The following is a 14809-nucleotide window of genomic DNA, read 5'->3' on the forward strand; positions in this document are numbered from 1 at the left end:
GTCCGGCAAGACCGCCCCTGACGTTCCAGCAGCCCACTACACTCCCGGCGATGCCTGTGACCAGGCAAGATAGCGAAACGCTGCTGGAGTACTAGTAGTGCTTCGTTAGGTTCTGGGTCTCGACCCTCGGATGCACTTGGGCGTGCGCTGGTCAGTGGCTGCCAGCGAGTCCGCCGCTGAGCGTCTCGTGGATGCGCGCGCTGGGCTCGTTCAGCCCGATGATCTCAACGGTCTTGCCGCGCTGAGCGTACTTGGTCTCGATGGCGTCCAAGGCATGCGGAAACCGACCGAGCGCCGGGCGCCTGCTGCCTCTATGGGGTCGTCGGAGGTCGAACTGGGCGTTGCCGGTGGAACCGGGTGCGGCCGGTTCCACCGCAGACCGTGACGGGGCGGGCTTGAAGGTCAGGTGGTGGTGGGCCAGGTGCGCAGCAGGGCGGCGATCTTCCCGGCGGTGCAGGCGGGCTCCAGGAGGAGGTCTTTGAGGGCGATGGCGTCCTCACGGGCGGGTTTGACGGAGACGCCGGCGGCTTCGAGGTACATGACGCCGGTGGCGGCGGCGACGGCCATGTTGGAGCGCTCCAGCCAGCGGCAGCGGCCCAGGGTGTGGACCAGGGCGGCGGCTTTGGCATAGGGGCCGTCGTAGACGGGCTGATCGAACCCGTCTGCGCGGTGGCGGGCGACCGCGCAGACGGGCACGCCGTAGTCGTCGGGAGCCGGGTCATCGGCTCCGGCGGCCTCGGCGACCTGCAGGATCCAGGGGACGTCGATGTGCACGTTCATCAGGCCGCGTGCGCTCCCCGAGGGGCCTGACGGACACGGTGGCGCTGGCCGCAGACCGTGATGGTACGGACGGCGCCGGCCCGCGTCGGCAGCGGGGAAGCGGTGGACGGAGCCGGAGAACGGCGCTCACGTTGATCACCTTGTGGGTACGGATGCGTTGGGCCATCGTGCGGCCTCTCGTACGAGGCGGGAGGGCCCCGTGCGGACTCTTCGTGTACCCCTTACGGCCCCCACGGCCTGGCGGACAGCAACGGGCCCCACAGCGCCGCTCAGGCGTCCGTCCCGACCAGGCGGTGGGGCGGGGAACGGCTTCGCCGCCCGGGGCGCTCTGGCCGGACGTAGCCAAGGAGGAACCGCGATGGCCCGTTGGCGGGGGGCAGTTGCTCTGCACTGGGGGCGGCCAGCGGCGATAGCTCGCTGTCGCGTACGCGGTGCCGGAAAAAGCAGCCTCGGCCTGCGGGCTGCGGGCCTGGCAGCGGCTCGCAGCGTCGTTCGCCGCCCGGGCCCGCGGGGCTGAGGGGACAGCGCTCTCGCACGTGATGCCAGCTCTTCGGCGGGTTGTACCAGGGCACCAGGCGCAGCAGGAGGTCGAGGGTGGTGCGGGTGACGGCGGTGGAGGCGAAGGCCGCGGCGAGGGCGAGCATGGCGGTTCGAGAGCGCTCAGCACGACCGCGAGGAGAGCCAGGAAGCGCACCAGGTGGGCCGGGGTGGTGCAGGGCGGCTGTGAGGGCGCCGGTCAGGAGCACAGCGGTGGCCGCCTGGGCGCGGGAACGAGGGTGAGGGGTGCCGCAAGTTACCCGGGCAGATACGCGGCCGTCCGGCCGCGGCGAGCGGCCGGACGGGCCGGGCGAGCGGCCGGACGGACAACTGGCGGCGGGGGACGCTGCGCGGGCAGCGGAGCCGGAGCAGCGGACGGGCGCGGGCCAGGGACGACGCGGCAGCCCAGCGGACGCAGAGCGGCGCCGGCGGACGACAGACGGTGGAGCGGAGCGCGGCGGACGCGGGCCGGGCGGGAGCGGTTACTGTCGGAAGGGGAACAGGGCGGCGTCCTGTCTCTCGGCCCAGTCGGGACATCGACGGGTGTCGCGGCGGCCTCGGTCCGGTGGGGCACATTCCGGGCCAGTACGGCGGGCTGCAACCCCGTCCAGACGGACCTGATGGACTACTTCACCGCCTGGGGCCTCCCACCCGACCAGGCAACACTCGACGAGGTTCGCAGCCCTGCACCCGCCCCCACCCGGCCAGGACCTCATCCACACCCCCGTCTACAGCAAGGCTGCGCTGCGCACTTGAGCGGCACTCGGCAAGGGGTTCCCGACGCGGCGGCCTGAGGCGCGCTCACGCCCTGGAAGGCCGCGTGGTCGGCCTTCACCGATATGGGGACGGGGCGGCGGGTGACGCGTAACGCTGGTCTTCGCCCCGGTGACCTGCGTAAGCGGTCGGGCGGGGCCGCTTTTGCGGCTGATCGGATGACATGCCTGATGATGTGTGGGGTTGCGGGAATGACGGACTGTCGGTTGCCTCGTGAGCGGGGCACAGAAGAGGCGCCGCGCAGGCAGGCCGGGCAGTGCCCGTTGGAGGGTTCGCATGCGTTACACACACATGGGTGCAGGTATCGGGCTGGCCCTGGGTTCTCTGGTACTGCAGATCCCGGCCGCTGCCGCCGCTGACGACTCGGAGATCAGCATCGATCCGTGGAACGCCGCCCCGGGGTCCACCGTCACGGTCAGTACGAGGGCCTGCGACCCCGACGCGGACTACGGCAAGGGCACGTCGGAGGCGGGAGGAGACTTCCACCTCTTCGCGGGCGACGAGGAGGGCGTGCTCACCGGTCAGTTCCGGATTCCGGCAGGCACCGGCCCGGGCAGCGACACGGTCACCCTGAAGTGTCCGCCACTGACCAAGGTCGCGGAGACGTACCAGATCACCGGCCGCACTCCGGAGGGCTCGGTCGACGCCGGCTTCGGTCCGGCCGACGACACCGGCACGGGGCTCGGCCTGGGTGCCGGGCTGCTCCTCACGGCCGCCGCCGGTGTGTTCTGGATCTGCCGCCGCCCGAACGGTGACCGCGCCTGACCGCCCGAGTCCGTTGGCCGGTCGCATCCGTTCCGGCCCGCGGCCGGGCTCCGGAAACGGGAGGGGCCCGATGGCGGCGCGGGCCACCCGCCGCGTGGTCCACGCTCCGGCCGCCACCCCGCAGCCGCCGCGAAGAAGAGGCTCGACCGCGATGGCGTCCGGCCGCCGGACCCGCGCTCCCCTGAGCACGTTCCTCCCCGCGGTGATTCCCCTGGGCTGGGCGATGGCGGCAGGCGCGCTGCTGTTGATCAGCGGGGGGCACGACGAGGAGCCACCGCGGCCTCCGGTGTCCCGGGCCCTACCCGCCTCTGCCGCCCCCTCCCCTCCCCCGGCGGTCCGTCCGCTGCCCCCCGCGGATCCGGTCCGGATCCGGATCGCCGCCATCGGCGTCGACGCCCCGATGACACGAGTGGGCCTCGATGCGGCAGGGGCATTGCGGACCCCGCCACCGGGGAAACCCGGCCTCGCCGGCTGGTACGGCGACGGCATCGCTCCCGGCTCGGCGGGCACGGCCATCGCCACCGGGCATGTGGACACACCCGCCGGCGACCCCGGTGTCTTCTACCACCTCGGCGACCTGGCCGAGGGCGCCACCATCGAGATCAGCAGGGCGGACCGGCGGACAGCGGTGTTCACCGTCCGCGCCGCCGAACTCTACGACAAGAAGGGGTTTCCCAGCGAGAAGGTCTACGGCAGTTCCGGCCGGCCCGAACTGCGGCTGATCACCTGCGGCGGCGGTTACTCCGAGGACACCGGCTACCTGGGCAACGTCGTGGTCTACGCGACGCTGACCGCGGTGACATAGGCGACGCGGACGCCGGCGTACGGGAGGAGGTCCGCCGGCACTGCACCGCGGTCGAGCAGGCGCTGGCCGAGACCACCGCCCGGGGCAGCGCTCCGGCGGGATCTCCCCGGAGCGGAGCGCCGGGACACTCGCCCGCCAGATGCTCAGCACGTACTGCGGACTGCGTGTGCTCGCCCGGTTCCAGAAGGACAGGGACGCCCTGCTCGGCGTGGTGGAAAGCACCCTCACCGCCTCTGACACCGGCCCCCGGAGCCTGGAGCAGCGCCACGTCGCGCCGGGTCGAGTGCACACCGCGGTACCGCGGCGGGAGCCGGTCGGGCCCGGGCCGCCGCATGGGCGTGTGGTGGCCCGGCGCCGGGGCGTCCTGAAGTACCCGGGCTGCAGCACCCAGGCCCGCCTCGGCAGCCAGAGCTCCCGTTTCTGGTCCGCCTCCTCCTGCGGAATCCGAGCGGTTCCGCGACACCGCGGGGGGGGGTCGCGGGGGTCAGGCCGCACAGCGGCCGCGCCCGATGCGGCAACGGCCCCCGCCTCGACAACGGCCATCGGCCGACGGACACAGCGGGCCCGGGCATCGCGGTCCGCGGCGGGAGCCTCCATTGCCGGCCCGCGGGGTTACGGCCGCAGCCGTGGAACGCCGACTGGCCGGGGAGAAGGACGCGGAGATCACTGCCGCGCTGCGGGTGAGCGAGCGGTCGGTGGAACGGTGACGCCCGAAGCGACCCGAGCTCGGAAGGCAGGGGGTCTGCCAACGGGCTCGGGTCGCGGTGGTTCTGCCATGTCGTCACTGGCTTGGGACCACGACGGTGATCCGTACTGCGCTCTCACCACCGGAACTGGTGCGGGGGAAAGCCGGATCGTTCACTTCGAGCCCGGCGAGACCCGCGGGATTCCGGGTGCATCGGCCTCCACGTCTGCATCACCGGCTCCCGGACCGACAGGCATGACAGCGGTTGCCCCCGAGGAGGAGAAGCCGGTGGAGAGGCCTGGCCGGCGACGGAGCCGCCGTTCCGAGTCGGCCACCGCCTGAGCGAGGGCCGACCCGGTGGCCGTCAGCCCGGCTTCGACCGCGAGGGGTGAGGCAGTCAGAGGCCCAGCTGAGCCGCAATGATGTTGCGCTGGATGTCGGACGTTCCGGAGTAGAGCACCGAAGCGGCTGCGTTGCGTAGCTGTCGTTCGGTTTCTGCTCCGCTGAGGTAGCCTCGGCCTCCCTGAATTCTGAGAGCGTCGACAGAGGATCTCAGGTAGGCCTCGGAGACGAAGAGCTTCGCGCTGGCCGAAGCCAGTGCGATGCTTTTTCCCGCGTCTTTGAGCGCACCTACACGGTGGATGAGTTCACGTGCGGCGTCCAGTGTGACCTTCATGTCCGCGATGCGATGGGAGATCGCTTGGTACTTCCCGATCGCTCGGCCGAACTGCTTCCTCGATCGGGCATGCCGGACGGATTGGTCCAATTCACGCTGCATGGCACCGAGACAGGTGGCGAGTATACAGCCGCGCTCGTATTCCATAGCCGTCTCGAAAATACTCACCCCTCGTCCGGGTCGGCCGAGAACGGCGTCTTCCGGAACACGGCAGTTGTCGAGGGTGATACGTCCCATGAGGGCCGTCCGCATGCCCATCTTCTCCACCGGGGAGCTTCTGTGGAGTCCGGGCGTCCGGGCGTCGATCAGGAATGCGGTCACTCCCAGGGCGCCGAGCGAGGCGTCGACTGTTGCGTACACCACGAAGAGATCCGCCACGGGTGCGTTGGTGATGTAGCTTTTCGTTCCGTTCAGTACGTAACAGTCCCCCTGCTTCGTGGCCTGGGCCTGCATGGCGTACACGTCCGAGCCAGCCTCGTCCTCGGTCGAGGCGTTGGCACCGATGGACGAGCCCTGCATCAGTGCCGGGAGGTACCGTGCTTGCTGGGCCGGTGTCCCGTGGAGTGACAGGGGTAGTACCACTGTCCACAGGTGGGCGTTCAGCGCGAAGAGGAGCCCTTGGTCTTCTGCACCGTGTCCCAGTCCTTCCATGACGGCGAGCAGGTCTCCCAAGGGTGCGCCCGTGCCGCCGTGTTCCTTGGGGACGGGCATCCGCAGGAGCCCGAAGTCGGCACACCGTTTCCAGCCGGCCCGGTCGAACTCTCCGTCGGCGTCGCGCCGGGCCATGTCGAGGCTCAGGAACTGACGGGCAAAGCGATCCGCGTCGTGGTAAAGGGCCGATCGGTGATCATCCCATCCTTCCCAAGCAGCCGCCTCCGTGTCCACTGCATCGTTTCCTTCCGCTCATTCGTGCGGGACTGGACGTCGTCGGTCTCGGCTGCGGTCAAGCGGACCCTGCTTCGGTGGCGTCGCAGCGGCGGCTCAGTGCCTGGTAGTCGGTCTTTCCGGTCGACAGGCGGGGGATCTCGTCGAGGAGCCGGAAGTCGTCGGGCACCATGTACCGGGCGAGTCTGCCGTGGCAGTACTGGCGCAAGGCAACTGCGGTGGGCGCTGTGCTGCTGCGGGGCACGATGAATGCGGTGATGGTGACCTCGCCGGGCACTCCGGTGCTGACGACCGCCGCGTCGGCCACCGTGTCGTTGTGCCGGAGACCGTGCTCGATCTCATCCAGCTCGATGCGGTAGCCGTGACGTTTGACCATACGGTCGGCGCGCCCGAGGAACTCGTAGCCTTCCGGCGTGCTGCGGACGATGTCACCGGTGTTGTACCAGCGGCGCCCGGCGAACCGGAAGGTGCGATCCGCCGTCAGGCCGGTCATGTTCCAGTAGGACGCGAAGACCGACGGGCCGGAAACGCTCAGGAAGCCTGCCTGGCCGTGGCGAACCGGCTGGAGGAGTTCGTCCACGACGATGACGTCGCAGTGGGAGCAGGCATGACCGATGCTCAGGGGGGCCGTACGGGAGGCGGGGATCTGTTCGGGGACCGGGTAGTAGGTGCACACGTTCGTCTCGGTCGGGCCGTACAGGTTGTAGTACCGAGGTGCGGGCCACAACAGCATCAGGCGCCGCAGCTTGTTGATGGGGAAGACCTCGCCTGCGAACAGGACGAGCCGGAGGTTGTTCGGCGGGTACTTCTCCGAGCCGGGCAGCTCGGCGATCATTCCCAGCACAGCGGGAGCCGAATACCAGACGGTGATCTCGGACTTCGCGATGAACTCGGGCAGGTGCCGGGCGCTGGCGGCCAGATCCGGGTCGATCAGGTGGAGGCACGCCGCGTGCTTGACGGTCACGAAGAGATCGAAGACCGAGAGGTCGAAGTGGAAGGGCGCGTGACTGGCGACCTGATCGGTCTCCTCGATGCCGAACGCAGCCGACGCCCATTCGACGAAGGCCGCGGCGTTGCCATGAGTGATCATCACGCCTTTGGGGTTCCCGGTCGAACCCGAGGTGTACAGCAGTACCGCCAGGCGATCCGGGTCTGCTTTCGCACGAGGGTAGTTCGGCTCCCGCGACGTGCCCGCGCTCGGCCACGAATCGCCGACGACCAGAACGCGTTCGGCGAGAGAAGGGGCAGCCGCCGTCAGCCTGTCGCCGGCCCGTTCGTCGGCGAGAATGACGCGCGTCTGGCAGTCCTCGAAGATGGTCGCGGCGCGCTGGGCGGATCCGTAGGCATCGACCGGGACGTAGACGGCGCCGAGCCGGAGGATTCCGAAGACCAGAGCCACGGCCTGTGCACTCTTGGGGACAAGGAGCCCGACCCTGTCGCCTTCGCCCACACCGACCTCGTGCAGGGCGGCGGCCACCCGATCAACCTGCGCGGAGAGTTGTCGGTAGGTGTAGGACAGTTCGTCCGGTCCGACGACAGCGCGGCCGAGCGGCGAGCGCATGGCAGCGCCGTCAAGGTAGGCCGCGAGGTCGGACCCTTCCGAACGCTCCTCGGGACTAGCGCTCATCGACCGGAACCAGCCGTTCCTCCACGTACCGCGTCAGCACGGTCACGGTCGTGAAGTACACCCGTGGGTCCTGGAGTTCCACCTCGATCCCGAACTCGTTCTCGACGAACGACACCAGCTGCATGGTGGTGATCGAAGTCAGCACCCCGGATTCACGCAGGTCCAGCTCGTCGGAGAGGTCACCCTCACTGCCGCCCTTGAGGATCTCCTTGAGAATGAACGAGCGGATCTGTCCCCGTACGTCAGCCATTGGATCCTCCGATGGTGTCCAGAGTGGTCGCCGCCCCGGCCGGTGCCGGGCCGAGAAGTACCGAGGGCCAGCGGACGACGGCAGCTCCTGCCTCCGCTTGACCGCCGAAGGTGTAGAGCAGTACCCGGTCGCCTGGCTTGATGCGGCCCTCGACCGCGGCGAGATGGGTGTTCACCGGCATGAGCGCCGGCCCGATGTTCGCGACGCTGGGGAAGGTGTTCACCACACGATCCGGTGCCACGCCCAGCGTGTCCGCGCTGAACCGCGCGTGCCAGGCCGTGGGGGTGTTGGGCACTATCACGTCGATGTCACCGATCTCCAGCTGTGCCGCCTCCAGCGCACCCTCGACGGTTTTCACCAGATACGGTTTCGCGGTGGCACGCAGGACGTGACTGATCGTCGGGTCGACACGCAGGCGGATGCGGCGGCCTCCTGCGGTGGTTCCTCCTGGTTCGGCCACGGTGTCCATCAGCCAGGTACCGCAGGTCTCGCCCGTCTGCGCGGTCTTGGCGCCAAGCAGGCCGTAGCCATCGTCGACGGCGCCGACCAGGAAGGCGGCCGCAGCGTCTCCGCAGAGTCGCGCCGTGACATCGTCGGTGTCGATCGCGCGGGAGAGCATGGAGACGGCGACGACCAGGACCCGTTCCTTGAGTCCGGACTGCACCAGCGAACTGGCTGTCAGCAGCGCGGACATGGAACCGGAACAGGTTGCCTCCAGACTGAACGCGCCGCCGGCCGTGCCGAGAATCTGCGCGAGGTAGCCGGCGTCTCCGGCACCGACCCGGTCGGGGAACATCGATACCGAGATGAGGCCGTCCACGTCGGCGCCTGTGATGTTCGCGGTTTCCAGGACGCTGCGGGCAGCCTTGACACCCAGCGCAACAGCTCCCTCGCCGGGCGCGGCTATCCGGCGCTCGACGCTTCCGAAAAACGGATCGCCGATGTACGGCTGCATTGCGGCGTCGAACAGATTAGACGGCTTTGACCCCAACGGCTGCGCAGGCTGCGTTACTTCCGTGGGGTCATATTCCTCGTCCCACCACTCATTGGTGCGTATCGTGTCGGGCAGGTGAACTGATAGTGCCTGTATTCCGACAGAAGGCATGACTGCCTTTCGAGGTGATTGACGGGGTTACGCGCTGACGGTTTCAACTACATACCTGAGTCGCAAGTGCCTCTGAGATATTTGGCCAACGTCGCGCCACCGCTGTGAAATCGCACGCGTAACATCGGCAGCTTCCTTCACTTGTGAACGTCGCGGAGACCTGGCAGACCGTCACCTTGTCGGGTTTCGGGCAGAGGCCGAGTGACATGTCGGCGGAAGAACCGGATCCCTGAAGGCACTCCCCGGCCCGAACCCTGCTTCCACGGCACGATCGGCACACCATCCGCGGGGCCCGCCCTGAGCCGGCCCTGCGGGCATCCGGACCATCGCCACCCGCGCAGGTGACGGGCCCCGCCAGACCTGGGAAGGCCGGAGTGCGCGAGCAGTGGCAAGTCGGTGACCTGACACTCGTCAAGGCATCCGGTGCCCCGGGACGCAGCCCCTGTCCGTCCACCGGAGCGGACAGGCTGTGGTCGGCCGCGACACATACCCTCATGGATCCCGCCGACGAGGGCCGAAGGTACGAAAGGAAGCCCGTGCTGCAGGAGTGGCGTCCTCAGGGAAGCACACACGTGGCGCATATGCATTCGAGTGATGATGACCAAATATGCGTAGACACTGACCGTGTGCGGCTGACGCGGTCTTGCCGGTACCGGGTATCAGCTGCTCCGCGTCGGCTGCTCTTGGGATCCGGTGAACAGCCTCATGCTGTCTCGGGCAGGTGTTCGGGCGGCCGGTCTTGTCCGGGGCTCCTCCGGCAGCCCCCGCTACGCGACCCTCGCCTTGCGGGGCAGCTAGGCCGTGTTTTAGACCGTGTCCTACGTGGTGAGGCGTCGTTGGTCCGTTCATGGGGCGGGGTACGTGGAGTTGGATTGTTCCGGACGGGTTGTGGGAGATCGCGAAGCCGCTGATCCCGCCGTCGAAGGTGCGGCCGCAGGGCGGCGGAACGCAAGACACCCCTGATGAGACGCTATTCGCCGCCATCATCTACGTCCTGGTGTCCGGCTGCGCCTGGCGGGCGTTGCCACCCTGCTTCGGGATATCGAAGTCGACCGCCCACCGGCGGTTCCTGATCTGGTCGAGAGCCGGTGTCTGGGGCCGGCTGCACGAGGCCGTGCTGCACCAGCTCGACGACGTCGGCCTCCTCGACGTCACCCGCGTCGTCCTCGACACCGCCCACGTCAGGGCTAAAAAAGGGGCGAACACACAGGTCCGAGTCCCGTGGACCGGGGCAAGCCGGGTTCCAAGATGCACGTCCTGTCGGACGCGAACGGGCTGCCCCTCCTCGTCGGCGTCTCGGCTGGAAACACCCACGACAGCGAAGGGCTGAAGCCCATGGTCGAGGGTCACCAAACGAGACACGACCCTCACAGAGGCCGGTACTTCAAGCCTCAGCGCCTGCATGCGGACAAAGCCTACGACCGGGCCGACCTGCGCAGATGGCTGCGGTGGAAACGCATCGGAGTGCGCATCGCCCGCAAAGGCATCGAGTCCAGTGAACGATTAGGGCGACGCCGCTGGGTCATCGAGCGCACCATGTCCTGGCTGTCCGGCTACCGCCGACTCAGCCCCCGATATGAGCGCGATTCCCGCAACTACCTGGCCTTTCTCGGCCTGGCCGCTGCCCTGTGCTGCTACAAGCGACTCGTCCGCCTCACCACGTAGGACACGGTCTTAGAAGTCGGTGACCTGTCTGGTTGGCCGTCCGGGGAAGTCGCGGGTGGCCATCCATATGGTGAGGTCGCGGGCGATGTCGTTGATGCTCGTCGCCGTGGTGACCTCGTGCTCGTTGTGGGCGGTGTCACGGCGGACAATCTCGTAGCCGCCTTCGTCCAGGACGGCCACTGAGGCGAACCACACGGGATCGTCCTCGTCGGGCTGGACGACCACGAAGGTGTTGTCGGAGTTGTTGAGGTCGCTGATCATTATGACCGGCGCGTCCTCGGAGGGGTCATCGACGCGGTCGCCGTTCTCGCTGTCGGCGCCGTAGTACTGAGCCCCCATCGTTGCCTCTCCCTCGCCCGGTTCACCCTGGTCGCGGTCAGCATGGCACGTGGAACCGACAGCTCAGGGGTCATAACCATTCGCCGATCGCGGCGATCAAGACGGTGGCTTCGAATCGGACGGCGAGTTTGTCGAACCTGGTGGCGACCGCCCGGTTGCGCTTGAGCCGGTTGATCCCGCACTCGACCGCGTGCCGGGCCTTGTAATCCTCGCGGTCGAACGCCGGAGGCCGCCCGCCGGCCTTCCCGCGCCGTTTGCGGTTGGCCGCCTGGTCGGCGGGCTCCGGGATCGTGCACCGGATTCCCCGCTTGCGCAGGTAGGCCCGGTTGGCGCGGGAGGAGTACGCCTTGTCGCCCCGCACCCGCAGTGGGCGGACGCGGGGACGGCCGGGTCCGGTGCGGGGTACTCGGATGCCGTCCAGGAGGGCGGCGAACTGAGGACTGTCACCACGCTGACCTGCGGTGACCAGCAAAGACAGCGGCCGTTGGCCTTGCTCGGAGGCTAGATGGATCTTGGTGGTGAAGCCGCCCCGGGACCGGCCCAGACCGTGGTCGTCGGGCTCCGTGCGGGTTCCGCCGGGCGGTTCCTTCTGGGCCTGGCCGTCCCGCCGGGCGCCTGCTGCGTGGTGATGGGCCCGGCAGATCGTGGAGTCGACGTTGACCTCCCACGTGATCAGACCTGCCGCATCCGCCCGAGCCTGCAGTCCGGTCAGCAACACAGGCCAGGTGCCGTCACGTTGCCGGCGGCGGAAGAGTCCGTAGACCGTCTGCCACGGCCCGTATTCCGACGGCAGATCCCGCCACGGAGCACCAGTCCGCACCCGCCACCGGATCCCGTCGATCAGCTTCCGCCGACCCAGCGACGGCCGGCCCAACACCGCGACCGGCAACAACGGCTTCAGCACCGCCCACTGCTCGTCAGAAAGATCCCCTCGCCCCACACCGAGATCATCACGGCATGGGACGACGAACGGAACCGACTTTCAAAACACGCGCTAGGCGCGTGACCTGCACCAATGAAGAGTGGGAGCACGTGGCCTGCTGATCGGCCCGCTCCGGAATCACCGCACGGATGCCGCATCTGCGCAGGTGGTCACGGATCGCGCGGGAGGAGTGCACCTTGTCGGCCAGAACCAGGTCCGGCCTGGTGCGGGCCGTCCCAAAGGTCGCGGAACGCACAGGCGGGCCATGACTTCCGGAAGGCAGATGCGTCTCCGGGCCGACCAGCGGTGAGAACGAACACCAGCGGCCAGCACCGGCCGCCGGCCGCGAGATGGATCTTCGTGGTCAGTCCGCCGCGGGATCGGTTGCCGGCGTGTTCGTCCGGCTCGCCTGCCGGGGCCCCTTTTTGCGGCCCTGGCAGCGTGCTGGGGGGCTGTTGGCGCCGCGCACCACGGAGGACTCAGACATGGTCGCTCAGAGGTTGGCGAGCATCGCCTCGGTGCCCAGTGAAATCAGGGTGGCGGTGCTATGGAATGGCCGGAAAACATGACTTCCAATGGGGAAATCGCTGATAATAAGGAGTATAGGTGACTCCTCCCGAGTGCGTTCCTCAACAGGGGTTTCCCGACGTGTGCGGGGTCAGTCGGCCGGGCGGTCCGCGTGAGCCCCGTCCGGAACACAGGTGAAGGAGAGATACCTGTGCCACGCGGTCGCGGCCCCAACGCCTCACTCCGGAACCTGCTGACCGAGGCGGGTATGAGTGCGGCGGAACTGGCCAGGGATGTCAACCGCCTGGCAGCGGGCGAAGGCAGGGCGTTGCGCTACGACCGCACCAGTGTCGCTCACTGGCTCTCCGGGTCGCGCCCCCGCGATCCGGTCCCCCAGCTCGTGGCCGAGGTGCTGGCCCGCAGCATCGGCCGGCCGGTCGGTGTCGCGGAGACCGGCCTGGCCAGCGATCCCGCCCCGGAACCTGTCGGCGCGCCAGATGGCAATGACCCCGATCCGATACTGCGCCTCGTCGTCCTGGCTCGGACGGACGCCGACCCGGCCCGCCGCGGGCCGCTGGTGCGCTCGGTCTTCCATCAGCGCAGCATTCCGGATCCTGCTGCTCACGACACGCTCGCCACCGCCGGGCCGGACCGGCCGCGCGAAGGGGGCGGCGACGCCGACGTGCAACGGGTCCGGTCCGCCGCCGCCCAGGTCGCCGTCGGCTGGCCGCGGTACGGAGGGGGTCACGCCCGCGGCGCGCTGGCCTCCTACCTCGGCGACGACATCGGCCGCCTGCTGGGACAGCCGACGGCGCCGGCGGTGCGCCGGCCACTGCTTTCGGCGGCGGCGCAACTCGTGCACCTCCTGGGAGACATGTCTGCGGACGCGGGACACCAGGAACTTGCGCAGCGCTACTACTTGCTCGCCCTCGACCTCGCGGCCGGGGCCGGGGACATCCGGACACGCGCCATCACGTTGCGAGCGATGAGTGTTCAGGCGGTCCGCCTGGCGGCGTTCCGCTATGGGCTGGACCTGGCCGACGCCGCGGTGACCGCGGGCGCGGGGCAGCCCGGCGACGTGTGGTCGTTCGTCCTTGCGCAACGGGCCTTCGTACGGGCTTTGGCAGGAGAACGCGGCGGCGCCCGCCAGGACCTCGATGACGCCGAACGGCACCTTGATGAGGTCGTCGTCCGCGACGATCCTTTCCTCCGCTACCCGAGGGCCGGCTTTGCCTACCGCAAGGGCCGTACGCTGTATCTTCTCGGCGACCTGGGCCCCGCCCTGGACGCCCTGCGGTACGCGGCCGACCAGCGCCCCCGGCAGGAACACCGCACCCGGGCATTGTGCCGGGCGCGCCTGGCGCTGGTCCTGCTGGAGCGGGGCCGGATCGACGAAGCGTGCGCGCAGGGCCGGCTCTTCGCCCGGGAGTACCCATTTCTGCGGTCCCAGCGCTCCTGGCTGATGCTGCGGGAAGTACGGGCGCGGCTCACGCCGTACCACCGAGTGCCCGAGGCCGCCGCTCTGCTGAACCGGCTCACCGTGCTCGCCCATACGGTGCCTCGTCCCTGACTCCTCTTGGCGAGGTGCCCGTCGGACGCCACGCACGCGTACACGCCGCCCGCCTCCTCATGCACGGCTGCCTCGGGTACGGCCTCGATGCGGGCGCACGCCACCCGGCGACACCGGGCCCGCGCGACATCCTGACGCCGGCTGATCGTGGCGGAGGCGGGCCCGCCCGGACGACGGCACGGTGCGGGGTGCCGTGTGTGCGAGAGAGACGTGCGAAGTGGCCGGCGTGGACGCCGCGTTCAACGCGTTCACGCTTCGAAGGTGCTCGCGGGTGTGTGTGCCGCAGCCGTCTGGGGAGCCGGAAGTGAGCCCGAGGCGGGTGCTGTTGAGGCACTGCCGGTGAGGGCGACGGGAGGCACTCATGGTGTGGACGAACCGTCGGCATCGTCCCGCGGGAGGTGACGGTGGCACGGCCGCACGCGGTGAGCGTGGACGTGATGGGGCGTCGGAACCGGAGGATCGCACATGCCGGGTGTGAGCGATGCGGAACGTCCGGGTGCGGGGACCGCTGGCGCGGCGTCCGCCTACCGGATCGCGAAGGACGTGGCGGGTGAGGAAGCCGTCCACCGGTTCGTCGAGGCGCTCGGGCCGGTCGGGCCCTACGTCGCCGATCTGGTGATCGAAGTGGTCTTCGGCGGGCTCCACAGCCGGCCGGGACTGAGCCACGCGGAGCGTGAAACCGTCGCCCTTGCGGTCATCGCCGCGCTCGGAGGCGCGGAGGACGAACTGACCATGCACCTGGGCATCGCACATCGGCTGGGTGTCCGGCCGGAGCGGGTCATCGAGGTCTTCGCGCACACCGGCGCTTACGCGGGGTTCCCGCGCGCGCTCCATGCCCTCCGGATGGCGAAGCGGTTCTACGCGGAGCTGGGCGTGCTGCCGTTGGGCGACGCGTCGGAAACATCCTGACATTCCAG

The 14809-nt window shown here is 69.2% G+C and carries 12 protein-coding genes and 1 pseudogene; 5 read left to right on the top strand and 8 right to left on the bottom strand.

Features of this window, described 5'->3' with window-relative positions:
* Positions 1-402: 402 nt before the first annotated feature.
* Positions 403-780 (bottom strand): fic family toxin-antitoxin system, toxin component, encoded by a 378-nt coding sequence (locus ACZ4K2_RS29665; protein ID WP_467479699.1) that lies wholly within the window; start codon positions 778-780, stop codon positions 403-405.
* Between the two features lie 1587 nt (positions 781-2367).
* Between ACZ4K2_RS29665 and ACZ4K2_RS29670 the strand changes: the two genes are divergently transcribed.
* Together ACZ4K2_RS29670 and ACZ4K2_RS29675 are read left to right on the top strand one after the other, a co-directional pair.
* A complete protein-coding gene (locus tag ACZ4K2_RS29670) occupies positions 2368-2856 on the top strand; it encodes a sortase (protein ID WP_467479697.1) in 489 nt (162 codons plus the stop codon).
* 223 nt (positions 2857-3079) lie between these two features.
* On the top strand, positions 3080-3661 hold the full coding sequence (locus ACZ4K2_RS29675; protein ID WP_467479706.1) for a class F sortase: 582 nt from the start codon (positions 3080-3082) through the stop codon (positions 3659-3661).
* A gap of 1082 nt (positions 3662-4743) precedes the next feature.
* Here the strand turns inward: ACZ4K2_RS29675 and ACZ4K2_RS29680 are convergent.
* From ACZ4K2_RS29680 to ACZ4K2_RS29695, 4 genes are read right to left on the bottom strand one after another with little or no spacing between them, the layout of a single operon-like run.
* Positions 4744-5907 carry an acyl-CoA dehydrogenase family protein gene (locus tag ACZ4K2_RS29680; protein ID WP_467479695.1) on the bottom strand — a complete coding sequence of 388 codons (1164 nt, stop codon included), beginning with the start codon at positions 5905-5907 and terminating at the stop codon, positions 4744-4746.
* A gap of 58 nt (positions 5908-5965) precedes the next feature.
* A complete protein-coding gene (locus ACZ4K2_RS29685; RefSeq protein ID WP_467479693.1) occupies positions 5966-7534 on the bottom strand; it encodes an amino acid adenylation domain-containing protein in 1569 nt (522 codons plus the stop codon).
* The gene (locus ACZ4K2_RS29690) at positions 7524-7784 is read right to left on the bottom strand and encodes an acyl carrier protein (protein ID WP_467479691.1); all 261 of its coding nucleotides are present in this window, start codon (positions 7782-7784) and stop codon (positions 7524-7526) included. Before ACZ4K2_RS29690 ends, ACZ4K2_RS29685 begins: the two co-directional genes overlap by 11 nt.
* The gene (locus ACZ4K2_RS29695; protein ID WP_467479689.1) at positions 7777-8739 is read right to left on the bottom strand and encodes a 3-oxoacyl-ACP synthase III family protein; all 963 of its coding nucleotides are present in this window, start codon (positions 8737-8739) and stop codon (positions 7777-7779) included. The genes ACZ4K2_RS29690 and ACZ4K2_RS29695 overlap by 8 nt, the downstream gene beginning before the upstream one ends.
* Before the next feature lie 997 nt (positions 8740-9736).
* On the opposite strand from ACZ4K2_RS29695, the gene ACZ4K2_RS29700 reads away from it, so the two are divergent.
* Positions 9737-10554 (top strand): IS5 family transposase gene (locus ACZ4K2_RS29700; protein ID WP_467479688.1). Its coding sequence is split into 2 segments (ribosomal slippage): positions 9737-10085 and positions 10085-10554, totalling 819 coding nucleotides; the frame shifts between segments, so codons are not numbered across the junction.
* Between the two features lie 9 nt (positions 10555-10563).
* On the opposite strand, the gene ACZ4K2_RS29705 is transcribed toward ACZ4K2_RS29700, so the two are convergent.
* The 3 genes and pseudogenes from ACZ4K2_RS29705 to ACZ4K2_RS29715 all read right to left on the bottom strand — a co-directional run.
* Positions 10564-10893: a hypothetical protein gene (locus tag ACZ4K2_RS29705; protein WP_467479686.1), complete on the bottom strand. Its 330-nt coding sequence runs from the start codon at positions 10891-10893 to the stop codon at positions 10564-10566.
* A 70-nt stretch (positions 10894-10963) separates the two neighbouring features.
* A complete protein-coding gene (locus tag ACZ4K2_RS29710; RefSeq protein WP_467479684.1) occupies positions 10964-11833 on the bottom strand; it encodes an IS5 family transposase in 870 nt (289 codons plus the stop codon).
* Positions 11834-11927: 94 nt separating this feature from the next.
* A pseudogene (locus ACZ4K2_RS29715) lies at positions 11928-12198 on the bottom strand (transposase); the annotation flags it as partial.
* A 392-nt stretch (positions 12199-12590) separates the two neighbouring features.
* On the opposite strand from ACZ4K2_RS29715, the gene ACZ4K2_RS29720 reads away from it, so the two are divergent.
* Positions 12591-13892, top strand: coding sequence for a hypothetical protein (locus ACZ4K2_RS29720; RefSeq protein ID WP_467479682.1), 1302 nt, complete (start codon positions 12591-12593; stop codon positions 13890-13892).
* Between the two features lie 465 nt (positions 13893-14357).
* Positions 14358-14801 carry a carboxymuconolactone decarboxylase family protein gene (locus tag ACZ4K2_RS29725; RefSeq protein ID WP_467479680.1) on the top strand — a complete coding sequence of 148 codons (444 nt, stop codon included), beginning with the start codon at positions 14358-14360 and terminating at the stop codon, positions 14799-14801.
* Positions 14802-14809: the final 8 nt, after the last annotated feature.

This window comes from Streptomyces sp. NPDC025833, assembly GCF_055558055.1.

Excerpts from the sequence above, each read along its gene's own strand:
- ACZ4K2_RS29685 (WP_467479693.1), bottom strand. The coding sequence starts at position 7,534 with ATGAGCGCTAGTCCCGAGGAGCGTTCGGAAGGGTCCGACCTCGCGGCC.
- ACZ4K2_RS29720 (WP_467479682.1), top strand. The coding sequence starts at position 12,591 with ATGAGTGCGGCGGAACTGGCCAGGGATGTCAACCGCCTGGCAGCGGGC.
- ACZ4K2_RS29665 (WP_467479699.1), bottom strand. The coding sequence starts at position 780 with ATGAACGTGCACATCGACGTCCCCTGGATCCTGCAGGTCGCCGAGGCC.
- ACZ4K2_RS29675 (WP_467479706.1), top strand. The coding sequence starts at position 3,080 with ATGGCGGCAGGCGCGCTGCTGTTGATCAGCGGGGGGCACGACGAGGAG.
- ACZ4K2_RS29705 (WP_467479686.1), bottom strand. The coding sequence starts at position 10,893 with ATGGGGGCTCAGTACTACGGCGCCGACAGCGAGAACGGCGACCGCGTC.
- ACZ4K2_RS29670 (WP_467479697.1), top strand. The coding sequence starts at position 2,368 with ATGCGTTACACACACATGGGTGCAGGTATCGGGCTGGCCCTGGGTTCT.
- ACZ4K2_RS29690 (WP_467479691.1), bottom strand. The coding sequence starts at position 7,784 with ATGGCTGACGTACGGGGACAGATCCGCTCGTTCATTCTCAAGGAGATC.
- ACZ4K2_RS29725 (WP_467479680.1), top strand. The coding sequence starts at position 14,358 with ATGCCGGGTGTGAGCGATGCGGAACGTCCGGGTGCGGGGACCGCTGGC.
- ACZ4K2_RS29695 (WP_467479689.1), bottom strand. The coding sequence starts at position 8,739 with ATGCAGCCGTACATCGGCGATCCGTTTTTCGGAAGCGTCGAGCGCCGG.